Genomic DNA, 24812 nt, shown 5'->3' on the forward strand with positions numbered 1-24812 from the left:
TCATTTAAATGAACACTCAGGGACCAGATTTTCTTAAAATTTCCTTATATATCAATCATTTATTTTATGGCACAGGCCTTGCTCTATCCCTGTGCCCGGCATCTGACGGCTGGGCAATAATCGAACAACAATTAAAAAGGGGTTATTTCATGAGCAAAAAAATCATCCGCCTGGGTCTGATCGGCGCAGGCCGTATGGGCAGTTTCCACGCTCAGACGGCCGCCCATCACATTCCCGGTGCCTGCCTTGCGGCCATTGCTGACCCAACCCCCGGCCAGGCCTCACGTCTGGCCGCAGAACTGGGGGTGGATCGGGTGTACAACGACCCTCGGCAATTGCTGGATGATCCCGACATAGATGGCGTGCTGATTGCAGCGCCCGCGCGCAGCCATGCGGAACTGGTCATCGGCGCGGCCCGTGCCGGCAAGGGTATCTTTTGCGAAAAACCCATGGCGATTACGCTGGAAGAAGCCGACCGCGCCATCGCTGCCGCCGCCGATGCGCGCGTGCCCTTGCAGGTCGGTTTCAACCGGCGCTTCGCCAGAAGCTTTCGCACAGCCCATCTGAACGTGGTCGAGGGACGCATAGGTACACCGCAACTGTTGCGCTCGATAACACGCGACCCTGCGTTGAACAACCCGTCTGCCTCACCGCAATGGGTGATCTTTCTCGAAACCCTGATTCATGACTTCGATACCCTGCGTTACCTGAACCCTGGGGCCGAGGCAGTCAGCGTATTTGTCATGGCCGATGCGCTGATTGCCCCGAACTTCAAGCACACTGGATTTCTGGACACCGCAGTGGTGGTGATCCGTTTCGACAACGGTGCCATTGCTACCGCCGAAGCCAGTTTTCAAGCAGTCTACGGTTACGATGTCCGGGGAGAGGTCTTCGGCAGCGCCGGCATGCTGACCATGGGCAACGTCAATGACTCTGACCTGATCCGCTATCTGGCCGACGGCATACAAACCGACACCCGGCGACTGGACACCGATCTGCTGCGAGATGCCTACATTGCTGAACTCAATCATTTTGTCGAGTGCCTGCGTAGCGGAGCGAAACCCATGGCTAGCGGCGAAGATGCACGAGCGGCACTGGCCATCGCCCGCGCCTGCATCGAATCGTTCCAGCAAGGCACGCCGGTGATGGTGTCGCGAGGAGTCGGCGCATGAGTTTCATACCGTTCACATTAGCGGTCAGTGCCGAGATGGTGTTTCTGGATTTGCCTTTTACAGAGCGTGTCAGGCGTATCCACGCACTGGGCTTCAGCGCCGAGATATGGGGCTGGACCAACAAGGACATAGGAGCCCTGGCGGCCACCGGTGCCGATTTCACCTCCATGACCGGTTACACCCATGGCAACCTGACCGATACCGACGCAATCGGGCACCTGCTCGACAGCGCTCGCGAATCACTGGCGGTTGCGGCCCTTCTCGATTGCCCGAGCCTGAACCTGCATGGCACGGGCCTGAACGACAGGGGTTTGCCGGTCAAGCCTGTGGCCCGCGTCACTGGACGCATGTGGTTGAGCGCCTGCAAAACGCTGGAAAAACTCGCCCGCCTTGGCGAGGAAGCTGGCCGGGTGTTCTTGCTGGAGAACCTGAACACCCATGTGGATCACCCCGGCACACCGTTCGCCCGCGCCGAAGACACACTGGCGCTGATAGAAGCCGTGGGCAGTCCGCACCTGAAGATGAACCTGGACCTGTACCACGCGCAGATCGGTGAAGGAAACCTGATCGAACTCATCCAGCGATCCGGCAGCGCCATCGGAGAAATTCAGGTCGCGGATGTCCCCGGCCGCCAGGAGCCTGGTACGGGTGAAATTCATTACCCGGCGATCGCCAAAGCCCTGTTTGACATGGGCTACACCGGCGTCGTAGGGCTTGAGGGCTGGGCCAGCGGCGACAGTGAAGCGGCGCTCGAACGCTTCAAAAAGGCATTCACGCTGGATTGAAAATGCATCTGGCGCACTCGTTCTTGAGAAGCGCTGGATTTGCGCGGTTTATCTGACGAGCGTTTACTCATAACAACAAAAGGAAACCTGTCATGCCCCTTTGCAAACTGCTTATCGCCACGCTGTTACTGGCCTCCAGCCAATGGGCTACTGCCAGCTATCGGATTGGCGTCACGATCGCCAGGGTCGACGATAACTTCATGACCTATGTGCGCAGCGGCCTGGAAGACGCTGCCAGAAAAGAGAACGTTCAGCTCCAGTTCGAGGACGCTCAAGGCGATGTGGTCCGCCAGATCAATCAGGTCCAGGGTTTTCTGAGCCAGAAAGTGGATGCAGTCATCGTCTTGCCGGTAGACACCGCGGCCACGGCGAATATGACCCGCGCAGCAGTAGAAGCGAAGATGCCACTGGTCTACGTCAACCGCCACCCGGATGAGCGCGTGTTGCCCAAAGGCGTTACGACAGTAGCCTCCAACGACATTGAGGCAGGGCAACTGCAGATGCGCTATCTGGCAGAAAAGATGGGAGGCAAAGGCACTATTGCGCTCATCATGGGCGACCTGGCACAAAACTCCACACACGACCGCAGCGAAGGAGTCAAACAGGTGCTCAAGGACTATCCCGGAATAAGCATCGTCGAACAGCAATCGGCCGAATGGCAGCGCAATAAAGGCATGGACCTGACCAGTAACTGGTTGCTGGCGGGCAGATCCTTCGATGCCATCGTGGCCAACAACGACGAGATGGCTATCGGCGCAGCCATGGCATTGCAGCAGGCTGGCAAGGCAAAGGGGGATGTTGCGATTGTGGGGATTGACGGTTTGCCGGACGGACTGGCGGCAATCAAGCGTGGAATGCTCGCCGCCTCGGTGTTTCAGGATCCAAAGGCCCAGGCAACCATAGCGCTGCAATCGGCGATAAAAATGATCAAAGGCGAACCCGTGGACGCTGAAGTCTGGGTGCCCTTTCAACTCATTACACCCGCACAAGTTGCCGTGTTCGAGCAGCACTATAAACAGTGAGTCGAGCGCATGGCGCGGGACTTTAATGACCAAGGAAAGCTCGCGCCAACCGGTCAGACCTTTTGCAGCCCTTGGGGGGTAGACAGCAATCGGTTCTCATCCCCAATAAATCCCCTCCATCGGCATACTCCGAGCGTTCCGACTCAACGTTGGGGATCTACGATCCTGAGCCAGGGCCAGCGCGCTTGATAACTTTTCGCCTTCTGATCAAACAGATCTGGCTTGGGATTCTTTGGATTGATACGAAGTAGCCCTTGCCCGATGTCGTCCAAGCCATTGGGAGCATAAATTTCGCCGGTTTCAACATCCAGACCAATGCAGGTACCGGCAATCAGGTAGCGATCAATCCCGTCTTTAACCGACTGAAGCTGGGGATAATCCCCGCCAAAACGCTGGCTATACCACAGGTGAACGCGAGCCTGGTTTTTGATCTCAATGTTCACCTCGAGGTCCTGGAAAAGACGCTGAACTGAGCCGATGACCTCATTCTCGGCTTCCCAAGACAGATCATTGTCGAAGTAAAAAACGTCGTAATCCTTCACACCCCAGGCGGACGGCAGGTGAGACTGATGATTCCAGACGGCCTGGAACAGGCAGCCAACAGTGAGCAGGCATTGATCCAAGCCGAGTGAAGGCAAGCGTGAGATGATTTCCGCGTTTAATGGATTGGCCATTGCTATCCTGGCCAAGTTCTCGGTAGTCAACGTCATTTTCAGCCTTTTGGAATCAATCCAGTCCTGGCGACCGACAGTACACCACAGCCTTGTAAAGCTCTGCCAAGAACAGCGTTTTACACTCCAGCTTACGTCCAGTCGTTACTATCAGTACATAAATGGACACGTATAAACAGCGTGCTCCATTTCTTACCAGCCATTAGACACAGGTCCTATACCTGAGAGGATAAGCGTGCTGCGCTCACCAGGCCGTCCAGCCAGTCCTGATGGCCGTTGATCATGGGGTTGGGTTTCGCCTTGGCGAGATCCTCGGCAGGCTTACGTGCAACCCGTCGATCATCAAAAACTTCAGAATCAGCTGGACTTGGGTGAAATCGATCTCGCATTGGTGACCCCTGAAGCAGTCACCCCAGGACTGCATGCGATAGCCCTCTTTGATGAAAGTTACGTGTGCGTCATGCGCTCTGAACATCCAGATGCCATGAATAGCGAGATTTCAATGGATCGATTCTGCGCTTTGGACCACGTATTGGTCTCACCGGCCGGGGGCGGTTTTCACGGGATTACGGACGAGGCACTGGAAAAACTTGGGCGATCACGGCGAGTCACGGTGTCGGTCACCAGCTTTCTGGTACTCCCTGAGATTCTGATGTGCAGCGACCTGATTGCTGTCGTCCCGCGTCGATTAGCGGTACACCAAGTCGGGCTGCGGTCACTGGAGCCGCCTGTTGAAATTCCAGGCTTCAGAAAAACCCTGGTCTGGCATGAACGAACGCATAGTGATGCAGGGCACCGCTGGGTGCGCTCACTCCTGATTGAAACCATTCGGGCACTCGACTGAAAGCAAACGAATGTCGTCGACGATGTGGGGGCGCATTTGATCAAGGAACGAGGAGCGCCGTGACACTTAGTGTTTTCGTTGCATTCTGGGCCGTGTCGATGCTGTTCATCATCACGCCTGGAGCCGATTGGACCTACGCGATCTCAGCGGGCTTGAAACATCGAGTTCTCCTACCCGCCGTCGGCGCACTGTTATCCGGCTATTTACTCGCAACGCTGATTGTTGCCGGTGGAGTGGGCACGCTGGTCGCCAACCACCCGGTATTCTTGTCAACCCTTACGGTGGCTGGGGCGGGTTATCTGCTTTGGCTGGGCGCTAACATGCTCACCCGTCCAGCCACGGCCAATGCCGATGAGACCCGGGAACCAGGCTCATGGAAAAACTGGGCGCTCAAGGGGCTGTGCGTGAGCGGGATGAATCCGAAAGTGTTCCTGCTGTTTCTGGCGCTCTTGCCTCAATTCGCCGATGCTACCGCTCCCTGGCAGGTGCCGATAAAGATGATTGCACTCGGACTCGTGCACACTGTCAGTTGCGGCCTGGTTTACCTGCTGGTGGGACTTGGTTCGCAAGTCATTCTTGGAGCGCGCCCTGACGCCGCTCAATGGGTCAGCCGTTTCTCGGGGGCCGCGATGATCATCATCGCACTAGTGCTGCTGATCGAACAGATGGGGGACTGATCCCCTTGGGCGGGATGTGCCGCACCTTTGGACGTAGCCCGTTGCTGCCACGAATTCTGCCCGTTCAGGTCATCCGCCAACGGCCAATGCTGGTCGGATACGGTTCTTCGTGAGAGGTATCAATCTGCCAAAATAGCCTGCCAACATGAGTACATACACATATTTCAGGCAAAAAAAAGCCACTCATCTGAGTGGCTTATTTTCTGAATACTGGAGCGGGAAACGAGACTCGAACTCGCGACCCCGACCTTGGCAAGGTCGTGCTCTACCAACTGAGCTATTCCCGCATTGTCTTGATGACGGGCGCTATTCTAGCCGTTCAGATAGCGGCGTCAAGCCCTTGATTCAAAAACTTATTTTTTTTCTGCAGTCGTCTTGAGATGCGGCCATGCGGCTCTCAGGTATTGAACCATCGACCACAAGGTCAGGCCCGCTGCCACAAGCAACAATGCATAGCCGAGAACGACCCAGACGGTGATCGCAGGCGGGTTGCCGAGGAGAATGACCAGCGCGAGCATTTGCGCTGCGGTCTTCCATTTGCCCATATTGGAAACGGCGACCTGGGCACGCGCGCCGATTTCCGCCATCCATTCGCGCAGCGCAGAGATTACGATTTCACGGCCGATGATCACCGCTGCCGGCAGCGTCAGCCACAGATTGGCATGCGCCTGAACCAGCAGCACCAATGCCACGGCCACCATCAACTTGTCTGCTACCGGATCGAGAAAAGCGCCAAAGGGCGTGCTTTGTTCAAGACGGCGGGCCAGATACCCGTCGAGCCAGTCGGTCGCCGCAGCGAACGCAAAGACTGCACTGGCCGCCATGTAGCTCCAGTGATAAGGCATGTAGAACAGCAAAATGAAGATCGGAATCAGTAAAACGCGTAGTACGGTGATCAGATTAGGGATATTCATCGGCACAACTGGCTACGAGGTGAGCGAGCATTCTACTCGCTGTGCAGGTTTGCATAAATCGACTCTGCGAGCTTTTTACTGATTCCGGGTGCTTTTGCGATTTCATCGATGCTGGCACGGGACAATTCCTGTAATCCGCCGAAATGCTTGAGCAGGTCACGACGCCGGGTCGGTCCGACTCCCGCAACGCCCTCAAGCGTCGAGGTGCGCCGAGTCTTGCCACGTCGTGCGCGGTGACCGGTGATCGCGAAGCGGTGAGCCTCGTCGCGAATCTGCTGGATGAGGTGCAGCGCAGGAGAATCGCCGGGCAGCGTGAACTCATGAGCGGCGTCGTTCAGGTACAAGGTCTCGAAACCGGCCTTGCGCGTAGTGCCCTTGGCAACACCGAGCAGGATAAGCTCAGGAACCTGTAACTCATTGAGTACATCACGGGCCATGGACATCTGCCCCTTGCCGCCGTCCACCAGCAGCACATCCGGCAACTTGCCCTCCCCGGCCTTGATGCGGCTGTAGCGTCTCGTCAACGCCTGGTGCATGGCTGCGTAGTCATCACCCGCAGTCACGCCTTCGATATTGAAACGCCGGTAATCGGACTTGATCGGGCCTTCGGGACCGAACACCACGCAGGACGCTACGGTCGCCTCACCGCTGGAGTGGCTGATGTCGTAGCATTCCAGGCGCATCGGCGGGTCTTCAAGACCCAGCACTCTGGCCAACGCTTCGAATCGCGACGCAACGTGCTGACGGTTGGCTAGCCGCGCGGTCAGTGCCTGCTCGGCATTGGTGACCGCCATTTGCTGCCAGCGCGCCCGGGTGCCGCGCACACGATGACTGATAACCATCTCGACGCCGCGCAGCTCTTCAATGGCGTCGACCAGCGCCGGGAAATCTTCGTTGATGACGTTGACGATGACTTCGCCGGGCAGCTCACGGTCGATGCCGCCGAGGAAATACTGAGCCAGGAAGGCCGACATCACTTCGCCGACCTCCTCCTCTATGCCCACCTGCGGGAAGAAGTTCTTGCTACCCAGCACCCGCCCGCCACGCACGCTGATCAGGTGCACGCAGGCACCGCCAGGGTTGACGAATGCGGCGACCACATCGACATCGCCGGTGCCGCCGTCCATGCTTTGTTGATCCTGGACGCGACGCAACAAGGCGACCTGATCGCGCAACTCGGCTGCGCGTTCGAAATCGAGCGCCATCGCGGCTTTTTCCATGGAGGCGTTCAGTTCGTCGCTCAGCGCATTGCTGCGCCCTTCGAGAAACATCACCGAGTGACGTACGTCCTCGGCATACACCTCAGGCTCGACCAGCCCGACACACGGGCCTTTGCAGCGTTTGATCTGATACTGCAGGCAAGGACGTGTGCGGTTCTTGAAGTAACTGTCCTCGCACTGCCGCACCTGAAACGTCTTTTGCAGCAGGCTGAGGCTTTCGCGAATCGCGCCCGCACTCGGGTAAGGCCCGAAGTATCGGCCCTTGGCCTTCTTGGTGCCGCGATGAATGCTCAGCCGCGGAAAGGCGTTATCGGACAGAAACACATAGGGGTAAGACTTATCGTCACGCAGGAGAATGTTGTACGGAGGCCGCCACTCCTTGATGAGGGTCTGCTCCAGCAACAGCGCTTCGGTTTCGTTGCCCGTGATGGTGGTTTCAATCTGCGCGATGCGCGACACCAGCGCTCCGGTCTTGGGCGCGTGTCCGGTCTTGCGAAAGTAACTGGCAAGACGCTTCTTGAGGTTCTTGGCCTTGCCGACGTAAAGCAGAGTGGCGTCGGCGTCGAACATACGGTAAACGCCGGGGCGACCGCTACAGGTCGCGAGAAATGCACTTGGATCGAATGTCTGGGTCATGTTCAGGCGCTGGCATCAACCATGCCGTGACGTACAGCGAGCAAAGCCAGTTCAACATCACTGCTGATCGAAAGCTTTTCAAAGATACGGTATCGGTAGGTATTGACGGTTTTCGGTGACAGGCACAGCTTGTCCGAGATGGTCTGGACTTTCTGGCAGCCGACAATCATCAGGGCAATCTGGATTTCACGCTCGGACAGCAGATCGAACGGCGAATTGTTCACCTGCGGTTGAAACGACTTCAACGCAAGCTGCTGGGCAATCTGCGGACTGATGTAACGTTGACCGGCGAAAACCAGGCGAATGGCCTGGACCATCTCGGCCAGCCCTGCGCCCTTGGTCATGTAACCGGCTGCACCCGCCTGCAACAGGCGCGTCGGAAACGGGTCCTCTTCACAGACAGTGACAGCGACTACCTTGATATCCGGATGGCTGCGCAACATCTTGCGGGTGGCTTCCAGCCCGCCGATGCCGGGCATCTTGACGTCCATGAGGACAACATCAGGCTTGAGCTCGCGCGCCTTCTTCAGGGATTCCTCGCCGGAATCGGCCTGCCCGACAACCTGCAGACCGTCTATGTCGGCCAGCATGCGTGTGATGCCTGTCCGGACAAGATCATGGTCATCGACAACTAGCACCTTAATCAAGCAGACACCTCGCGCAACGGTCATAACGAATGCCAATCACCATAACAAAAACAATGAGTCAGACCTAGCACTGCGCGCCGAGGCTCGACAACATCACTGTAAGTGCGTCGATGATGGCACGCCCCATCCGGATGTGACAGCACATCAGCATCGATATCTTTCTGGCATTGCCTGCCTTAAGGAAGCTTTTCAGTACGCGAGACCGGCGCTGATAGCTCGGCGATGGTCGTCGTCAATCGCCGGATCGCGTCCTGATCATCCTTGCCCAGTACCCGGTAGTTACACAGAATCTTTTCTTCAAGGACACTGAGATTGTCCACCGGCACCGGCGTACGCGTACCGGTTAACACATAGAGCACATCGACGCCTTTGGCCGCCACCGCAGCCAGGTAATCGGCTTTGGGCGCGCGATCGCCATTTTCATACTTTCCCTGCGCGTTAGCCTCGACCCCCCCTATTTCACCGAAGGTACGCTGAGACATGCTCAGACGTTCTCGTTCTTTTCTAAGTCGGCAACCGATTCCACTCATTTGAACCTATGATCCTGTCGAAACCATCCTAACGAATGTTAGAATCCCGCAGAATTGAATAGATTTGAACGGTTTTGAACTATGCCCGGAATACGCACTGCCGCACAAGCCAAGGCCTGGCTGGAACAACAGGGAAAATCTGTTCAGGAGTTCGCTAGAGAAAACAGTATTGATCCGGCAACTACCTACCAGGTGCTGTCAGGACGCAAGAAAGGCAGGCGCGGTGAAGCGCACAAGGTGGCCGTATTGCTGGGCATGAAGATCGGGACTATCCCGAACACTGAAGCCCTGCCGGAAGAAATAATGGATGGAGAGTAGCTTGTCTCGGTACATCGGTGGCTATAACGCATCCGGTCCAGACACGCGCCCAGCCCTCGCCACCGATGCAAACAGGCTTGCAAGCAAGATAGCCTGTCCGGTCCATACCTGTCATCAGCCGTTGAGCGGTTCGCTGTCAGTCTCTTTTTAGCTCTGCGAATCAGCACCCCGACGGTCGCAGTCATTCATAATGCGTGTGATTGAATTTTCCAATTGAATCCACGACGGCTCCTGAAGTAAGCTCCGGATCATTCAACGGAGATCCACCATGCTGCAATCCACATCACCACTGCTTCGAGCTGCCAACGGCTTTTCTTGCCGTGTGGGCGCTATGGCCGTGCGGGTTGCCTCGGTGAGTGTTCCTGTCCAGCTCAACTCCTATTATGGGTATTGGTTTAGCCACTGGCGCGCCTGATACCTGTCCGGCGCCCACTTCAAGGGGACGCCAACCAGAGAAACTCTCTACCCCCGGTCGGCTTCCCGACCGGGGGTTTTGTTTTTCAGGGCCCGGTATTTCAAGGGTTTCGTAAAAGAAACCCATAAAAATCAGACTGCATCGAATCGAGGATTTACCCATGAACTACGCCACTTATTACCGCAACGATATCGACTTCGCCTGGCGATTTAGCCACCGCCGTTCGGGACAGCCTGCCGCCTCCGTTCGGTCACTCCCAGGTGGCAACCACGCAGGCTCAGCCAATACGGCCCTTTGTCGAACACCCCAGTAGGTCTGCGCGGGAGCGTCCCGCCAGCCCAGGAAGCCAGAACATGAATTCGTCCGTTGCCATAAAATCGCCCGACCTGTCCAGCCATGCCGTTACTCTGGCGGACAATAGCCCCGCCTCGAACCGCCTGCCCGGCACGCTTGAGCTGAAAATGCGTCTGCCACTGAATGTGGCGCTGACCGAACAGGTTGCGGCCCATCGCCGCGCCATACGCGCCATCCTTGACGGTGAGGACTCAAGACTGCTGGTCGTTGTCGGTCCCTGCTCGATTCATGAGCCGCACTCTGCACGCGAATACGCCGAGAGACTGGCCAGCCTCGCGGCGCAAGTCAGTGACCAGATGCTGCTGGTGATGCGTGCCTATGTAGAAAAACCGCGCACCACAGTGGGCTGGAAAGGTCTGGCTTACGATCCCCGCCTGGACGGCAGTGACGACATGGCCGAGGGCCTGACCCTGTCACGGCAATTGATGCGCGACATGCTGGGCATGGGCCTGCCGATCGCCACCGAAATCCTGCAGCCCATGGCTGCGGGCTATTTCGACGACCTGCTCAGCTGGGTCGCGATTGGCGCTCGCACTACCGAATCTCAGATCCATCGGGAAATGGCCAGCGGGTTGCCCATGGCGGTCGGCTTCAAGAACGGCACTGATGGCGGCGTGGCCGTGGCCAGCGACGCAATGCGTTCGGCAGCGCACCCGCATCGCCACTTCGGCATGGACCGTCACGGCCATCCGGCAATTATCGAGACTCAAGGCAATCCGCATACGCATCTGGTGCTGCGCGGCGGTCACTGCGGCCCCAATTACGATCGCCAGAGCGTTGCCAGTGTGCAGGCCAGCCTGGGTAAAAACAGCGTCAAGTCGCGAATCATGGTCGATTGCAGCCACGCCAACAGCGGCAAGAACCCGTTGCGTCAACCACAGGTATTCGACGACGTGCTCGACCAGCGCCTGTCAGGCAATACCTCGCTGATTGGCATGATGATCGAGAGCCACCTTTTCGATGGCTGCCAGCCGCTGGGCGAAACGCTGCAATACGGTGTGTCGGTCACCGATGGGTGCCTGGGATGGGAGGGCACCGAACGGCTCCTGCGTCGTGCGGTTGACCGCCTGCGCTACAGATAAACAGGACGAAGGAACTTTGTCGGGAAATACCGCACTGAATCCGGTAGGCTGTTTCTTTTTTTCACAGGAGATTGTTCCCCATGGCTAAAGCCACTGCCCGCCACATCCTTGTTTCGAGCGAAGAAAAATGCAACGAACTCAAGGCTCAGATCGAAGGCGGCGCTGATTTCGCTGAAATCGCCAAGGCCAATTCCAGCTGCCCATCCAGCCGCCAGGGCGGCGACCTGGGCTCGTTCGGTCCGGGCCAGATGGTCAAGGAATTCGATACCGTCGTATTCAGTGCTCCGGTCAACACCGTTCAGGGTCCGGTAAAGACCCAGTTCGGTTACCACCTGCTGGAAGTGACCAGCCGCCAGGACTGATCCTGCTGCGCTGAGTGCCAGACGGCCCATCTTCGGATGGGCCGTTTTTGTATGTGGCCATCGATACAGGCAACGCTTGTAGTGGCTTGGCGAAGCGGCCATTTGTCTGTAGAAGATACCGCGACGCAGAGCATGAGTTTTGCGGGGTTTTTCGCCATATCTTCAGGGCCAGTCGCCTTCAACCCTGACATTCGCTTGCGAACGTCAGTCAGGATTCGAGTCATGCGTTTTGTTTTTCCATCATTACTCGCCTTGATGCTGACATGTGTCGGTGCGTTTCAATCGCTGTCTGCAGCCCCGCAACACGCGCTGACCGTTTACGGCGAGGCGCCGCGCTATCCAGCCGATTTCAAACATTTCGACTATGTAAATCCCGACGCCCCGAAAGGCGGCAGCATGCGCCGCTCGGCGATTGAAATCGGCCAATTCGATCATCTGATGCCGTTTACCGACAAAGGCATGGGTGTTTCACAGATCAACGGCATGCTGTATGCACAGCTGGCCGTGCGCTCGATGGATGAGCCCTATACCGTCTACGGACTGGTCGCGGAGAAAATGGAACGCGGTGCGGACGGCCTTTCCGTGCGCTTCTACCTGAACCCGAAAGCACGTTTCGCGGACGGCACGCCGATTACTGCCAACGACGTCAAATACACCTACGACCTGCTGATGACTCAGGGCAATATGCAATACCGGACCCAGTTTGAGGCGGTCAAAGGGCTGGAAGTCGAATCGCCTGTGCAGGTTCGTTTCGACTTCAAGCATAACGACAGCCGCACCCTGCCCCTCGATCTTGCTTCGCTGCCGGTATTCCCCGAGCACTGGTGGAAATCACGAGACTTCGCCAGCGGTGCAGGGTTTGAAATTCCACCGGGTAGCGGACCTTACACCATCAGTCATGTCGATCCAGGGCGCACCATCACGTTTCAACGCGATCTTGACTGGTGGGCCAAGGACCTGCCGGTCAGCAAAGGCATGTACAACTTCGACACGTTCAGCATCGAGTATTTCGGCGATATCGACGTCGCTCGCACAGTACTCAAGGGCGGTGCGTATGATTACAACCGCGAGTTTTCGGCGACCGGCTATTCAATCCGCTATGACAGTCCGGCCCTAAGTGACGGGCGCTTGCAGAAGGCTCAACTGGCCAAAGGTGCGGTGCAAAGCTCACAGGGGTTCGTATTCAATCTGAGCAGGCCGATGTTTCAGGACCGTCGCGTACGCCAGGCTTTGTCGCTGCTCTGGGACTTCGAATGGACCAACCGGCAGATGATGCGCAACATGTACATTCGTCAGGACAGCTTTTTCTCGAACTCGGAGCTTGCCGCCAGCGAACTGCCCACCCCCGCCGAGCTGAAAATCCTTGAGCCGCTGCGAGGTAAAGTCCCCGATCAGGTGTTCGACAGCGTGTTCAAGACGCCAAAAACCGACGGCACGGGCTTTATTCGCGATAAACAACTGCAGGCTCTGGCGCTTATGAAAGAAGCAGGCTGGACACCCCGGGGCGACGAGCTGGTGAATGCTCAGGGCGAACCGTTCAGTTTCACGTTTCTCAATGCACAGAACGGTTTCGAGCGGATGCTGCTGCCCTATAAACGTACGCTGGCGCAAATCGGCATCCATTTCGACATTCGCCGCATCGATTCTGCGCAATACCTCAACCGCGTGATGGCCCGCGATTACGACATGATTGTCACTGGCTACCCGGTGTCTACATCGCCCGGAGCTGAGCTGTACAACAGCTTCGGTGCCAAAGTGGCAATGGACCCAGGGTCAAGCAATTACATGGCGCTTCAGGATCCCGCTGTCGACACTCTCATTGCGGGCTTGCTGAAGGCCGACAACAAACAGACCATGACCGACTATGCACACTGCCTGGATCGCGTCCTGCAATGGAATTACTACTGGATTCCCAATTATTACCCGCCAGGTTCTTCAACTGTCTGGTGGAACCGTTTCGGCATCCCGAGAATCCAGGCCAGCAACAATGAAGCCATCGAAACGTGGTGGGAAATCAGCCCGACACCGTTGACCAATGAGCAGTTTGCTGAAAAACGTGGTGCATCAGCCACCGTGTCGGAGATGCACTGAATGGCTGGCTATATCTTGCGTCGGCTGCTGCTGATCATTCCGACCCTGCTGTGCATTCTGCTGGTCAATTTCTTCATCGTGCAGGCCGCACCGGGCGGGCCTGTCGAACAGGCCATTGCACGCCTGCAGGGGATCGGCGGTGCGACCGTGGGCGCAAGTGCCAGCGAATCGGCCGGTGCCGGACACTCCCGAGCGTCCCGAGGACTGGACCCGGTATTGATCAAGCAGATCGAACGGCAATACGGTTTCGACAAACCGCTGCATGAACGTCTGTGGCTGATGCTGAAGAGTTATGCACGCCTGGATTTCGGCAGCAGTTTCTTTCGCGGCGCGACGGTCACCGACCTCATTCTGCAAAAGATGCCGGTATCCATATCCCTGGGGCTATGGGCGACACTGTTGACCTACCTTGTGTCCATCCCGCTGGGTATCCGCAAGGCAGTCAGGCATGGCAGCCAGTTCGATATCTGGAGCAGCACTGCGATTATCATCGGTTACGCCACCCCGGCATTCCTGTTCGCCATGCTGCTGGTGGTCGTGTTCTGCGGTGGCACATCACTGAACTGGTTTCCAGTGCGAGGGCTGGTCTCGGACAACTTCGAGCAACTGACTGCACTTGGCAAGATTGCCGATTATTTCTGGCACCTGGTGCTGCCTGTCTCGGCGCTGGTGATTGGCGGTTTTGCCACACTGACCCTGCTGACCAAAAATTCCTTTCTCAACGAAATAACCCGCCAGTATGTGACCACCGCCCGCGCCAAGGGTATGAGCGAACGTCGCGTGCTTTATGGGCACGTGTTTCGCAATGCCATGCTGCTGGTCGTGTCGGGCATTCCGCAGGCGTTCATCAGCGTGTTCTTTGCTGGCTCGCTGCTGATCGAAGTGATTTTCTCGCTGGATGGTCTGGGCCGCATGAGCTATGAAGCAGCGGTTTCACGGGATTATCCGGTGGTGTTCGGTTCGCTGTTCATCTTCACGGTATTCGGACTGCTGATAAAGCTGATTGGTGACATCTGCTATACGCTGGTGGATCCCAGAATCGACTTCAGCGCGAGGAATGCCTGATGCGTAATCTCTCGCCGCTGGCACGCCGCCGTCTGGAGCGTTTTCGCAGCAATCGCCGGGGCTGGTGGTCGCTGTGGCTGTTCTGCGGACTGTTTGCCCTGACACTGGGTGGCGAATTGATTGCCAATGACAAACCGCTGCTGGTCAGCTATCAGCAGTCGCTCTACTTTCCGGTGTTCAAGCGCTATACCGAGCAGCAGTTTGGTGGCGAGCTGCCTTTCCAGCCGGATTACCGCAGCGATTACGTGCGCAAACTGATTGCCAAAGGCGGCGGCTGGATGCTGTTTCCGCCCATTCCGTTCAGTGACGATACACCCAACTATGAATTGACCACCCCCGCACCCAGCCCGCCTTCTGCCACCAACTGGCTTGGCACTGACGATCAGGCTCGCGACGTCATGGCGCGGGTCATTTTCGGTGCGCGGGTGTCGATCCTGTTTGCATTGGTCCTGACCGCCATCAGTGCGTTGATAGGCATCAGCGCTGGTGCCCTGCAGGGCTATTACGGCGGTTGGGTAGACTTGTTTGGGCAACGCCTGCTGGAGGTCTGGTCCGGCTTGCCGGTGCTCTACCTGCTGATCATCCTGTCAGGCTTCGTCGAGCCCGATTTCTGGTGGCTGCTGGGCATTATGGCGTTGTTTTCCTGGCTTACGCTGGTCGACGTCGTGCGCGCCGAGTTCCTGCGTGGCCGTAATCTGGAGTACGTCAAGGCTGCCCGTGCGCTGGGCTTGGGGGATCGCAAGGTCATCATGCGCCATATCCTGCCCAACGCGATGAATGCGACATTGAGCTATTTGCCTTTCATCCTCACCGGTGCCATCTCTACCCTGACTGCGTTGGACTTTCTGGGCTTCGGCATGCCTGCTGGCAGCGCATCGCTGGGCGAGCTGATCGCTCAGGGCAAGCAGAACCTGCAAGCGCCCTGGCTGGGTCTGACGGCATTCTTTGCGCTCGCGTTGATCCTGACACTGCTGGTGTTCATAGGCGAGGCATTGCGTGATGCCTTCGACCCGAGGTCCTGACATGCCGGAAAATCTTATCGAAATCCGCGACCTGAGCGTTGCCTTCAACGGCCAGAGAGTGGTCAGCAACCTGAGCCTGGATGTGCGCCGCGGCGAATGCCTCGCACTGGTGGGCGAATCCGGCTCAGGCAAGTCCGTCACGGCCCATTCGATCCTGCAACTTCTGCCCTGCAATGGCACCCTGACCACTGGCAGCATCACCTACCGGGGGCAACAACTGGTGGGTGCCGACCAACGCGTTCTTCGCGAGCTGCGCGGCAACCGGATTGCCATGATTTTTCAAGAACCGATGACCTCGCTGAATCCGCTGCACAGCGTGGCCCGGCAAATTGGCGAAACATTGCTGCTGCACCGCGGCATCAGTGGCCGTTTAGCACAAACGCGTATCGTCGAGCTGCTGGAGCTGGTAGGCATTCAGCATCCGGAAAAGCGCTTGAAAGCCTATCCGCACGAATTGTCCGGAGGCCAGCGCCAGCGGGTGATGATTGCCATGGCACTGGCCTGCGAGCCTGAACTGCTGATTGCCGATGAGCCGACCACGGCGCTGGACGTCACTGTGCAACGCAAGATTCTCGTGCTGCTCAAGGAACTGCAACAGCGCCTGAACATGTCGCTTTTGCTGATCAGTCACGATCTGAATCTGGTCCACAGCGTGGCGCAGCGCGTCTGCGTAATGCGTGCCGGCGAGATCGTCGAGCAATCCGACTGCAAGTTGCTGTTCAAATCACCGCAACATCCCTACAGCCGGCTGTTGCTGGACGCCGAACCGGCCGGCGAGCCGTTGCCCCGCGACACGCGAGAAACGGTTCTGCAGGTCGACAACCTGAAAGTCTGGTTCTCTCTCACCGGCGGCATCCTGAGGCGGCACAAGGAATACCTCAAAGCGGTGGATGACATCAGCCTGAGCATCGAACGCGGCAAGACCCTGGGCATCGTCGGCGAATCGGGTTCCGGCAAATCGACGCTGGGCCAGGCGATTCTGCGTCTGCTGGAGTCAAGCGGCAGCATCCGTTTTCGCGGACAGGCTCTGGACGGCCTGAGCCAGAAACAGATGCGGCCGTGGCGTAAAGAAATGCAAGTGGTCTTTCAGGACCCTTACGGCAGCCTCAGCCCACGCATGTCAGTGGCGCAGATCATCAGTGAAGGGTTGGAGGTGCACAGCCAGTTCAATCCTGCGCAATGCGACGAAGAGGTCATTCGGGCGCTGGAAGAAGTCGGCATCGACCCGCAGAGTCGCCATCGCTATCCCCATGAATTTTCAGGCGGTCAACGCCAGCGCATCGCCATTGCGCGGGCGCTGGTACTGAAACCCGCATTGATTCTGCTCGATGAGCCGACATCGGCACTCGACCGCACCGTGCAGAAACAGGTCGTCGCGCTGCTGCGTGAACTTCAACAAAAGCATGGCCTGACGTACCTGTTCATCAGCCATGACCTGGCGGTGGTCAAAGCCCTGGCCCATGACGTAATCGTGGTAAAGGACGGCAAGGTTGTCGAGCGTGGTGCCAGCCACGATGTGTTCGATGCGCCGCAGCACCCGTACACACAGGAATTGCTGGCAGCTGCACACCCTCAATAACAAGGTGCCGAAAAGGCTGAGCATGCTGGCGCTCCGCGCTGGCATGCGGTTACGGACGCTCGACGTCCGATATGGGCGACTGCCAGCCTTACGTAGAGTGCGCCGGCGTCAAGCCTGTGGGCCAGGCTCGTCGTCATCGACCAAACCCCACTCGGCGGTGCTCGCCGTACTGCTGCCGGTGGGTGCCGGCGGCGGTGTCGTCAGGCTGGCCACTCCCTCCTCGCTGTGCAGTTTGAGGCGCAGGCGCACGTTATTCTGCGAATCGGCGTTTTTCAGAGCCTCCTCTTCACTGATTGCACCTTCGACGGCCAGATTGAACAACGCCGTGTCGAACGTCTGCATACCAAGGCTGCCGGACTTCTCCATGATGCCCTTGAGCTCGGTCAGTTCGTTGCGCTGAATCAGGTCGCGGATGGTCGGCGTGCCCATCATCACTTCCACCGCCGCACGGCGTTTGCCGTCCGGGGTTCTGACCAGCCGCTGAGAGACGAACGCCTTGAGGTTGTTGCCCAGGTCATGCAGCAACTGCGCACGACGCTCCTCCGGGAAGAAGTTGATGATCCGGTCCAGCGCCTGGTTGGCGTTGTTGGCATGCAATGTCGAAATCGCCAGATGACCGGTGTCGGCAAACGCCAGTGCGTGCTCCATGGTCTCGCGATCACGGATCTCGCCGATCAGAATGACATCCGGAGCCTGACGCAGCGTGTTCTTCAGTGCAGCGCGGAAGCTTCGCGTATCGACGCCCACCTCACGCTGGTTGACGATGGACTTCTTGTGGCGATGGATGAATTCCACCGGATCCTCGATGGTAATGATATGACCACTGGCGTTGCGGTTGCGATAGTCGATCAGCGCCGCCAGTGAAGTCGATTTGCCTGAGCCGGTGGCACCGACGAACAGCACCAGACCGTGTTTTTCCATAATCACGTCGAGCAGTACGGGCGGCAGGAACAAGTCCTCGAAACGCGGAATGTCCAGCTTGATATTCCGGGCGACGATGGATACTTCGTTGCGCTGCATGAAGATATTGATCCGGAACCGGCCGATGCCTGCCAGCGAAACGGCAAGGTTCATCTCCAGCTCACGCAGGAACTCAAGCTTCTGCTCTTCGTCCATCAGTCCCTGGGCAATCACCGCCACCTCGCCGGGCTTGAGGGTTTCACTGCCCAGCGGCTTCAGCACCCCGTTGAACTTGGCGCACGGTGGCGCTCCGGTGGAAAGATACAGGTCCGATCCGTCCTGACTGGCCAGAATCTTCAACAGCGCCGGAAAATCCATAATCAATACCGTACAAAATGAAGTAAAAAGACGACGGCCGTCATGACGGCACACGCTAACAGGACAGGCGGCTTACGGCCCGCACGGGCGTCGTTCAGCAAGTGCAGGCATAATGGCAGCCTTTTGCAGCAGGTGATATTGCGACATGAAAGCCCAAGCCCGCCATATTCTGGTGAAAACCGCCGAAGAGGCCGAACAGCTCAAGCTGCGCATCGCCACGGGTGAGGCGTTTGACGTACTGGCTAAAAAACATTCTAGCTGCCCGTCCGGCAAACGTGGCGGTGATCTGGGCGAAGTCCGACCGGGACAAATGGTCGGTGCCATCGATCAGGTGATCTTCAAAAAGCCGCTGCGCGTGGTGCATGGGCCGATCAAAAGCAAATTCGGTTATCACCTCGTGCAGGTCTTCTATCGCGACTGACCACACGTCAAAAGCTGAAAAACCCCGAGCCGGTTGAGGTTCGAGGTTTTTCCGGCAGTGGCTAAAGCGGTGACTACTTCGGCGAAATCGCCCCATCCACCAATACTTGAGCCTCTGCCACCAGGCGCTTGAGGTGATCTTCGCTGATAAAACTCTCGGCGTAGATCTTGTAGATGTCCTCGGTACCTGAAGGGCGCGCCGCGAACCAGCCGTTTTCGGTCATGACTTTCACCCCGCCGAACGCCTGCTCGTTGCCCGGTGCATGGCTGAGCACCTTTTGAATCGGCTCACCCGCCAATTCGGTGGAGGTCACCTGCTCCGGCGACAGCTTGCTCAGCAGGGCCTTCTGTTGCGGGTTGGCCTTGGCGTCGACGCGGGTCGAGAACGGCTGGCCAAGCTCTTCCGTCATGGTGGCGTAGATCTCGCTCGGGTCACGTCCGGTACGGGCAGTCATTTCCGCAGCCAGCAAAGCCGGGATCAGACCGTCCTTGTCAGTGGTCCAGACCGTACCGTCACGGCGCAGGAACGACGCACCGGCGCTTTCCTCACCGCCGAAGCCCAGTGAACCCTCGAACAGGCCCCCTGCAAAATACTTGAAACCGACCGGCACTTCGTACAGACGCCGACCCAGGCGTGCAGCCACACGGTCGATCATGCCGCTGCTGACCACGGTCTTGCCGACTGCAGCGTCGGCACGCCACTCAGGACGATTGCGGAACAGATAGTCAATGGACACCGCAAGGTAGCTGTTAGGCGTCATCAACCCGCCGGTAGGGGTCACGATGCCATGACGGTCATGGTCCGGGTCGCAGGCGAATGCCACCTGATAGCGGTCTTTGAGGCCGATCAGGCTCTGCATGGCGTGGCTGGACGAAGGGTCCATACGAATCTGACCGTCCCAGTCAACCGTCATGAAACGGAACGTGGAATCGACAAACTTGTTGACCACATCCAGATTCAACCCGTAATGCTCGCCAATCGCTGACCAGTAGTTCACCCCGGCCCCGCCCAGCGGATCTACGCCCAGACGCAGGCCCGAGTCGCGAATGGCGTCCAGGTCAATCACGTTCTTCAGGTCAGCCACGTAGGTGTTGAGGTAGTCATGGCGGTGAGTGGTATCGGCACGCAGCGCTTTTTCATGGCTGATGCGAGAAACGCCTGCAACGTTCTCGGCCAGCAGTTCGTTGGCCTTGTTCTCGATCCACTTGGTCACTTCACTGTCGGCCGGGCCGCCATTGGGCGGGTTGTATTTGAAGCCGCCGCTTTGTGGCGGGTTGTGCGAAGGCGTGATGACAATGCCGTCAGCCAGACCTGAGGTTCGGCCACGGTTATAGCAGATGATGGCGTGAGACACGGCAGGGGTCGGCGTGTACTCGTCACCCTGCGAAATCATCACCTGCACGCCATTGGCGGCCAGCACTTCAAGAGCCGTGGCGGCGGCCGGCGTGGACAGTGCGTGGGTATCGGCGCCCAGAAACAGCGGGCCGTCAATGCCATTGGCCTTGCGATACAGGCAGATCGCCTGGCTGATAGCCAGCACGTGCCATTCGTTGAAGCCCAGGTCAAACGAAGTACCGCGGTGTCCGGAAGTGCCAAACGCAACGCGTTGAGTGGGCACCGATGCATCTGGCTGTCCCGTGTAGTAAGCCGTGACCAGTCTCGGAATATCTACCAGTAACTGCGCAGGTGCCAGCTTGCCGGCGAAAGGACTGAGACTCATACAACCTCCACGAAGAAATGAAATACGGAGAAAAAAGAAAGACTTGCCGAGGTGAAATCGCAATTGCTGCGGCAGTTTACTGGCAGTTCGACAGCGCTGCTTGAGTATCGATCCCTACACCGTAGACGTTTCAGGCCGCCACCACGCTGGAAACAACTGTTTAACCTTATGCTCGGCAAAACGATCATCGATCAGCATTACCACGCCGCGATCGCTCTGACTGCGGATCACCCTTCCCGCTGCCTGCACCACCTTTTGCACACCCGGATAAAGATAGGTGTAGTCGTAGCCGGCACCGAACAATGCCGCCATGCGTTGCTTGAACTGCTCGTTGACCGGGTTGAGCTGCGGCAGCCCGAGCGTGGCAATGAATGCACCGATCAAACGTGCACCCGGCAAATCGATGCCCTCACCGAAGGCGCCTCCCAGTACGGCAAAACCAATGCCCTGGCTGCTCAGGGTAAAGCGCTCGAGAAACGCGTGACGATCACTCTCGCCCATTCCCCGTGCCTGCTGCCAGAGGGTGATGTGCGGATGTCTCTGCGCCATCAGTTCAGCCACCTGTTGCAGGTAATCGAAACTGCTGAAGAACGCCAGGTAGTTACCCGGTCGCGCTTCGAACTGTTCGGCCATCAGCTCGACAATCGGGGCCAGCGAAGCCTGACGGTGAGTGAACCGGGTGGAAATGCTGCTGATAATCCGCACGTCGAGCTGATCGTGATGAAACGGTGACTCCACATCGATCCACGCAGTGTTGACCGGCAGCCCCAGCAGGTCCGCGTAGTAATGCCGAGGGTTGAGTGTGGCGGAAAACAGCACAGTGCTGCCTGCAGCGGTCAGGCGCGGACGAATAAAGCGTGCCGGTACTACGTTGCGCAGGCTGAGGCGCGACAGAATGCGCTTGCTGCCTGCCTCGCGCCGGGTGATGTCGAAAATGAAATGCTCATCGAACAGCTCGGCGACGCGCGCGAAGCCGATGGCTTCCAGATAGAACCCCTGCAACGTGACGTCCACCGCCTGCGGGTGCTCATTGAAATGATCGCCGATGGTCGAGACGCACAGATTCAGGCTGCCGAGGAATTTTTCCGGCGCTGCCGCGTACGCCTGATAGGCACCGGGCTGCATCTTGTGCAGCGCGTTCCACTGCCGATCCAGGCGCTGCAAGGCTTTTTTCACGGGCTCGGACGACGTCTGGATCAGGGCTTTCAACTGGCTCTGATCAAGACTGGCGCTGTACATCTGGCGCGTCCGCTCGACCATGTTGTGCGCTTCGTCGACCAGCACCGCCACGCGCCACTGGTTGAGCTGAGAGAGGCCGAACAGCAGCGCGCTCAGGTCGAAATAGTAGTTGTAGTCGGCAATAACCACGTCAGCCCAGCGAGCCAGTTCCTGACTGAGATAATACGGGCAGACCTGATGCTGCAAAGCTGCTTCGCGCACACCGGCCTGATTCAACCAGGGTGACGTCAGCGCAGCCGAGCGCGCCGAAGGCAGACGATCATAGAAACCGCGGGCCAGCGGGCAGGAGTCGCCGTTGCAGGCCTTGTCCGGATGCTCGCAAGCCTTGTCCCGCGCCACCAGTTCCAGTACCCGCAGCTTGAGCTCGGGCGCACTGCGATTGATGACCTCCAGCGCATCCAGCGCCAGTCGGCGTCCCGGTGTCTTGGCAGTGAGAAAGAAAATCTTGTCGAGCTTCTGACCGGGCGCGGCCTTGAGCAAAGGAAACAGCGTGCCCACGGTCTTGCCGATGCCGGTCGGTGCCTGAGCCATCAGGCAAAAGCCGGTGCTTACTGCCTTGTAGACCGACTCGGCCAGCACCCGTTGCCCGGTACGAAAGGACGCATGAGGGAAAGTCAGGCTGCCGAGTGCCTTGTACAGCGCCTGCGTATGCGCCAGTTGCTGCTGCGCCCAACCGAGAAATATCTCGCATTGCCGCACGAAGAACTGTTGCAGTGCAGCCGCATTGAACTGCTCGCGAATCAGGGTTTCCTGTTCGCTGACAATGTTGAAGTACACCAGTGCCAGTGTCACGTTATCCAGTTGCAGACGCTGGCAAAGCAGCCAGCCGTAGACTTTAACCTGCGCCCAGTGCAATTGACGGTGATTGGCAGGCATTGCATCCAGCTCACCGCGATAGGTCTTCACTTCTTCCAGTTGATTGCGCCCGGCATCGTATCCGTCCGCCCTGCCCCTTACGGTCAACTCGCGATAGTCCCCACTCAACGACAGCTCGGCCTGATAATCGGCACCGCGACGCGTGGCTACCGTACGATGCCCGGCAATTCCTTCCTGAGCCGTTGGCGATGGCGTGAAGCGCAGGTCGAGATCGCCGACCTTGGCGGTGAACTCGCACAATGCGCGCACAGCCACGACATAACGCGCAGGCGAGTCGCTGACAAGGGCTGGGTCGGGTACGGGATTTACAGAAGCGTTCGGGGTCACTGCGCTGGAGGGCCGTTAGTTGTGAGTACTGGACAGGCGTCCAGTTAACAGCCTTGAATCAGGTCTGGCAAACACAAATGGATCGACGGCCTTTCAGGTCAGCGTCTGAGGTAAACGGGACTGTCTTAAAGCCTCCCCTAGCGCGCCCAGGCGCTCGGCCGGATCCTGGCTCCAGTCGATGGCATAACTGATCCACAAATACTGACCGTAACGATTCTGCAGGCTGAACAGATCGCCAGGAGTAATGACAATGCGTTGCGCCAGCAGTACGTCGAAGACCTGGCGCATGTTCACGGGACAAACGCTTCTGACCCAGATGCCGCAGCCACCCTCAGGCATCTGATAACGCAATGTCCCGCCGGTCTGCTCATCCAATTGCTGCGCCATTGAGTGCATGCGTCTTGCCAGCGTCTCTCGCAAGGCCATCAGTTGTCTGTCCAGACGCCCGTTGCTGCACAACCTGGCAATAGCCCGCTGACGTATTGGCGGCAGTTCGAATGCTCGCAACCAGAAATACTGCTGCCACTGCGCATCAAGGGTTTTGCACAGCAAATAGCCATAAGGCGCTTCAGGGCCGAGGCTCTTGTCGAATGCGCCGATAATCACCAGCCGCTGTGGGTCAATGCACTGGCGCAGAGGGGCCAGCTCACAGGTAAATTGCAATCCGCAATGGCTGTCATTTTCCAGTACCCAGACCTGATGACGATTGAGCACGTCGGCGACAGCTTCGTTATTACCCTGCGGGCGCACGCTGCCTCGCACCGAATTCAGTGACGAGGGCAACACGGCGAGCGCGATATCGTTATCCCGCAACAGGTGATCGAGTCGGCCCGGGTCCAGACTGCCGGTTTCGCTCAGCGGAAACTCGATCACGCGAATGTCGAACGATTGCAGCAGACGCAGCAACGCCCAGGGACAGGGCGACTCCACCAGTACCGCGCGGCCGCGCAGCCCCAGCGTCTCGAGAACGGCCTTGAACGCCCCATGCAGGTCCGGAGCGACATAGACATTTTCAGCGTGCCAACAGTGCTCTGTATCACGGGTGTAGCGGGCTGCCAACGCAGTGCGAAGTTCAGGCTCGCCGAACGGCTGAAAACCGGGCCCCAGACGCGGATAATGCCGAGCCAGCTCGCGCTCCATCGCTGGAAGAGGGCTTTCCTGTGCGTGCAGAAGTGTCGGCTCATCGCAGCCGAACAGCGACATGCCGGGACGGCGGGAATGATCGTACAGCGCGTGCAAAAGATCGCCGTCACTGCCAGGCCATTCCAGCCCTTCCCTGGCTCCGCTGCTCGGTGCCGAGTAATAACCCGACTTAGGCAGCGAGTAGACGCGCCCCTCCTTCTCCAGTAGCGAATAGGCACTTTGCACCGTGGATATCGATACATTGAGTCGCTGCGCAAGCTGTCGCAGTGACGGCATCTTCAGCGCCAGCCCGCCCTGCTGCTGGTCGACCAGCCGCACCAGATAGCGGTAAACCGCCTGATAGGCGAAATCTATGCTGTTTTTCATTCAGGTATCCGCCGCTCAGCCACGACAAGCTTCAGA

At 58.1% G+C, this 24812-nt stretch carries 22 protein-coding genes and 1 tRNA gene; 13 read left to right on the forward strand and 10 right to left on the reverse strand.

What is annotated here, in order from left to right:
• Positions 1 to 149: 149 nt before the first annotated feature.
• From MME58_RS14775 to MME58_RS14785, 3 genes are all read left to right on the forward strand, one after another.
• The gene (locus tag MME58_RS14775) at positions 150 to 1172 is read left to right on the forward strand and encodes a Gfo/Idh/MocA family oxidoreductase (protein WP_055004977.1); all 1023 of its coding nucleotides are present in this window, start codon (positions 150 to 152) and stop codon (positions 1170 to 1172) included.
• A complete protein-coding gene (locus tag MME58_RS14780) occupies positions 1169 to 1957 on the forward strand; it encodes a TIM barrel protein (RefSeq protein WP_055004976.1) in 789 nt (262 codons plus the stop codon). The genes MME58_RS14775 and MME58_RS14780 overlap by 4 nt, the downstream gene beginning before the upstream one ends.
• A 92-nt stretch (positions 1958 to 2049) precedes the next feature.
• Entirely contained in the window at positions 2050 to 2979 is a 930-nt protein-coding gene (locus MME58_RS14785; protein ID WP_055004975.1) for a sugar ABC transporter substrate-binding protein, read from the forward strand.
• 143 nt (positions 2980 to 3122) lie between these two features.
• On the opposite strand, the gene MME58_RS14790 is transcribed toward MME58_RS14785, so the two are convergent.
• Entirely contained in the window at positions 3123 to 3653 is a 531-nt protein-coding gene (locus MME58_RS14790) for a nucleotidyltransferase family protein (RefSeq protein ID WP_233591018.1), read from the reverse strand.
• A gap of 322 nt (positions 3654 to 3975) precedes the next feature.
• Here MME58_RS14790 and MME58_RS14795 point away from each other — a divergent pair, with 322 nt between their 5' ends.
• Both MME58_RS14795 and MME58_RS14800 read left to right on the forward strand, forming a co-directional pair.
• The gene (locus MME58_RS14795) at positions 3976 to 4494 is read left to right on the forward strand and encodes a LysR substrate-binding domain-containing protein (protein WP_233591017.1); all 519 of its coding nucleotides are present in this window, start codon (positions 3976 to 3978) and stop codon (positions 4492 to 4494) included.
• A gap of 59 nt (positions 4495 to 4553) precedes the next feature.
• On the forward strand, positions 4554 to 5171 hold the full coding sequence (locus MME58_RS14800; protein WP_055004973.1) for a LysE family translocator: 618 nt from the start codon (positions 4554 to 4556) through the stop codon (positions 5169 to 5171).
• Between the two features lie 211 nt (positions 5172 to 5382).
• Here the strand turns inward: MME58_RS14800 and MME58_RS14805 are convergent.
• From MME58_RS14805 to MME58_RS14825, 5 genes are all read right to left on the reverse strand, one after another.
• Positions 5383 to 5458 (reverse strand) — tRNA-Gly (locus tag MME58_RS14805).
• Between the two features lie 66 nt (positions 5459 to 5524).
• The gene (pgsA, locus tag MME58_RS14810) at positions 5525 to 6085 is read right to left on the reverse strand and encodes a CDP-diacylglycerol--glycerol-3-phosphate 3-phosphatidyltransferase (protein ID WP_054987485.1); all 561 of its coding nucleotides are present in this window, start codon (positions 6083 to 6085) and stop codon (positions 5525 to 5527) included.
• Positions 6086 to 6117: 32 nt separating this feature from the next.
• Entirely contained in the window at positions 6118 to 7941 is a 1824-nt protein-coding gene (gene uvrC / locus MME58_RS14815) for an excinuclease ABC subunit UvrC (protein WP_054987486.1), read from the reverse strand.
• Positions 7942 to 7943: 2 nt separating this feature from the next.
• Positions 7944 to 8588: a response regulator transcription factor GacA gene (gene gacA, locus MME58_RS14820; protein WP_002553344.1), complete on the reverse strand. Its 645-nt coding sequence runs from the start codon at positions 8586 to 8588 to the stop codon at positions 7944 to 7946.
• 176 nt (positions 8589 to 8764) lie between these two features.
• A complete protein-coding gene (locus MME58_RS14825) occupies positions 8765 to 9070 on the reverse strand; it encodes a helix-turn-helix domain-containing protein (protein WP_054987487.1) in 306 nt (101 codons plus the stop codon).
• Positions 9071 to 9199: 129 nt separating this feature from the next.
• On the opposite strand from MME58_RS14825, the gene MME58_RS14830 reads away from it, so the two are divergent.
• From MME58_RS14830 to MME58_RS14860, 7 genes are all read left to right on the forward strand, one after another.
• A complete protein-coding gene (locus tag MME58_RS14830; protein ID WP_055004972.1) occupies positions 9200 to 9436 on the forward strand; it encodes a DNA-binding protein in 237 nt (78 codons plus the stop codon).
• Positions 9437 to 10204: 768 nt separating this feature from the next.
• Complete coding sequence (locus MME58_RS14835; RefSeq protein WP_055004971.1) at positions 10205 to 11287, forward strand: 3-deoxy-7-phosphoheptulonate synthase; 1083 nt, start codon at positions 10205 to 10207, stop codon at positions 11285 to 11287.
• A gap of 80 nt (positions 11288 to 11367) precedes the next feature.
• Entirely contained in the window at positions 11368 to 11649 is a 282-nt protein-coding gene (locus MME58_RS14840; protein ID WP_002553340.1) for a peptidylprolyl isomerase, read from the forward strand.
• A 222-nt stretch (positions 11650 to 11871) separates the two neighbouring features.
• Positions 11872 to 13740 (forward strand): extracellular solute-binding protein, encoded by a 1869-nt coding sequence (locus MME58_RS14845; RefSeq protein WP_055004970.1) that lies wholly within the window; start codon positions 11872 to 11874, stop codon positions 13738 to 13740.
• Positions 13741 to 14805 carry a microcin C ABC transporter permease YejB gene (locus MME58_RS14850; protein WP_055004969.1) on the forward strand — a complete coding sequence of 355 codons (1065 nt, stop codon included), beginning with the start codon at positions 13741 to 13743 and terminating at the stop codon, positions 14803 to 14805.
• Positions 14805 to 15827 carry an ABC transporter permease gene (locus MME58_RS14855; RefSeq protein ID WP_055004968.1) on the forward strand — a complete coding sequence of 341 codons (1023 nt, stop codon included), beginning with the start codon at positions 14805 to 14807 and terminating at the stop codon, positions 15825 to 15827. Before MME58_RS14850 ends, MME58_RS14855 begins: the two co-directional genes overlap by 1 nt.
• A 1-nt stretch (position 15828) precedes the next feature.
• On the forward strand, positions 15829 to 17406 hold the full coding sequence (locus tag MME58_RS14860) for an ABC transporter ATP-binding protein (protein WP_055004967.1): 1578 nt from the start codon (positions 15829 to 15831) through the stop codon (positions 17404 to 17406).
• 108 nt (positions 17407 to 17514) lie between these two features.
• Here the strand turns inward: MME58_RS14860 and MME58_RS14865 are convergent, their stop codons facing one another.
• A complete protein-coding gene (locus tag MME58_RS14865; protein ID WP_054987495.1) occupies positions 17515 to 18684 on the reverse strand; it encodes a PilT/PilU family type 4a pilus ATPase in 1170 nt (389 codons plus the stop codon).
• Positions 18685 to 18829: 145 nt separating this feature from the next.
• Here MME58_RS14865 and MME58_RS14870 point away from each other — a divergent pair, with 145 nt between their 5' ends.
• Positions 18830 to 19105 carry a peptidylprolyl isomerase gene (locus MME58_RS14870; protein ID WP_055004966.1) on the forward strand — a complete coding sequence of 92 codons (276 nt, stop codon included), beginning with the start codon at positions 18830 to 18832 and terminating at the stop codon, positions 19103 to 19105.
• A 73-nt stretch (positions 19106 to 19178) separates the two neighbouring features.
• Here the strand turns inward: MME58_RS14870 and pgm are convergent, their stop codons facing one another.
• From pgm to MME58_RS14885, 3 genes are all read right to left on the reverse strand, one after another.
• Positions 19179 to 20825: a phosphoglucomutase (alpha-D-glucose-1,6-bisphosphate-dependent) gene (pgm, locus tag MME58_RS14875; RefSeq protein ID WP_055004965.1), complete on the reverse strand. Its 1647-nt coding sequence runs from the start codon at positions 20823 to 20825 to the stop codon at positions 19179 to 19181.
• Between the two features lie 114 nt (positions 20826 to 20939).
• Complete coding sequence (locus tag MME58_RS14880) at positions 20940 to 23267, reverse strand: ATP-dependent DNA helicase (protein WP_055004964.1); 2328 nt, start codon at positions 23265 to 23267, stop codon at positions 20940 to 20942.
• A 93-nt stretch (positions 23268 to 23360) separates the two neighbouring features.
• Positions 23361 to 24776, reverse strand: a complete 1416-nt coding sequence (locus MME58_RS14885) for an aminotransferase-like domain-containing protein (RefSeq protein ID WP_055004963.1) — start codon at positions 24774 to 24776, stop codon at positions 23361 to 23363.
• Positions 24777 to 24812 lie beyond the last annotated feature (36 nt).

It is taken from the genome of Pseudomonas syringae pv. tagetis, assembly GCF_022557255.1.
Classification (GTDB): domain Bacteria; phylum Pseudomonadota; class Gammaproteobacteria; order Pseudomonadales; family Pseudomonadaceae; genus Aquipseudomonas; species Aquipseudomonas caricapapayae.

Bases quoted from the DNA above. Each gene is read 5' to 3' on its own strand.
- MME58_RS14785 (WP_055004975.1), top strand. From the start codon at position 2,050: ATGCCCCTTTGCAAACTGCTTATCGCCACGCTGTTACTGGCCTCCAGC.
- MME58_RS14775 (WP_055004977.1), top strand. From the start codon at position 150: ATGAGCAAAAAAATCATCCGCCTGGGTCTGATCGGCGCAGGCCGTATG.
- MME58_RS14835 (WP_055004971.1), top strand. From the start codon at position 10,205: ATGAATTCGTCCGTTGCCATAAAATCGCCCGACCTGTCCAGCCATGCC.
- MME58_RS14780 (WP_055004976.1), top strand. From the start codon at position 1,169: ATGAGTTTCATACCGTTCACATTAGCGGTCAGTGCCGAGATGGTGTTT.
- MME58_RS14840 (WP_002553340.1), top strand. From the start codon at position 11,368: ATGGCTAAAGCCACTGCCCGCCACATCCTTGTTTCGAGCGAAGAAAAA.
- MME58_RS14855 (WP_055004968.1), top strand. From the start codon at position 14,805: ATGCGTAATCTCTCGCCGCTGGCACGCCGCCGTCTGGAGCGTTTTCGC.
- MME58_RS14870 (WP_055004966.1), top strand. From the start codon at position 18,830: ATGAAAGCCCAAGCCCGCCATATTCTGGTGAAAACCGCCGAAGAGGCC.
- pgm (WP_055004965.1), bottom strand. From the start codon at position 20,825: ATGAGTCTCAGTCCTTTCGCCGGCAAGCTGGCACCTGCGCAGTTACTG.
- MME58_RS14885 (WP_055004963.1), bottom strand. From the start codon at position 24,776: ATGAAAAACAGCATAGATTTCGCCTATCAGGCGGTTTACCGCTATCTG.
- MME58_RS14845 (WP_055004970.1), top strand. From the start codon at position 11,872: ATGCGTTTTGTTTTTCCATCATTACTCGCCTTGATGCTGACATGTGTC.
- MME58_RS14865 (WP_054987495.1), bottom strand. From the start codon at position 18,684: ATGGATTTTCCGGCGCTGTTGAAGATTCTGGCCAGTCAGGACGGATCG.
- MME58_RS14790 (WP_233591018.1), bottom strand. From the start codon at position 3,653: ATGGCCAATCCATTAAACGCGGAAATCATCTCACGCTTGCCTTCACTC.
- pgsA (WP_054987485.1), bottom strand. From the start codon at position 6,085: ATGAATATCCCTAATCTGATCACCGTACTACGCGTTTTACTGATTCCG.
- MME58_RS14860 (WP_055004967.1), top strand. From the start codon at position 15,829: ATGCCGGAAAATCTTATCGAAATCCGCGACCTGAGCGTTGCCTTCAAC.
- uvrC (WP_054987486.1), bottom strand. From the start codon at position 7,941: ATGACCCAGACATTCGATCCAAGTGCATTTCTCGCGACCTGTAGCGGT.
- MME58_RS14825 (WP_054987487.1), bottom strand. From the start codon at position 9,070: ATGTCTCAGCGTACCTTCGGTGAAATAGGGGGGGTCGAGGCTAACGCG.
- MME58_RS14850 (WP_055004969.1), top strand. From the start codon at position 13,741: ATGGCTGGCTATATCTTGCGTCGGCTGCTGCTGATCATTCCGACCCTG.
- MME58_RS14830 (WP_055004972.1), top strand. From the start codon at position 9,200: ATGCCCGGAATACGCACTGCCGCACAAGCCAAGGCCTGGCTGGAACAA.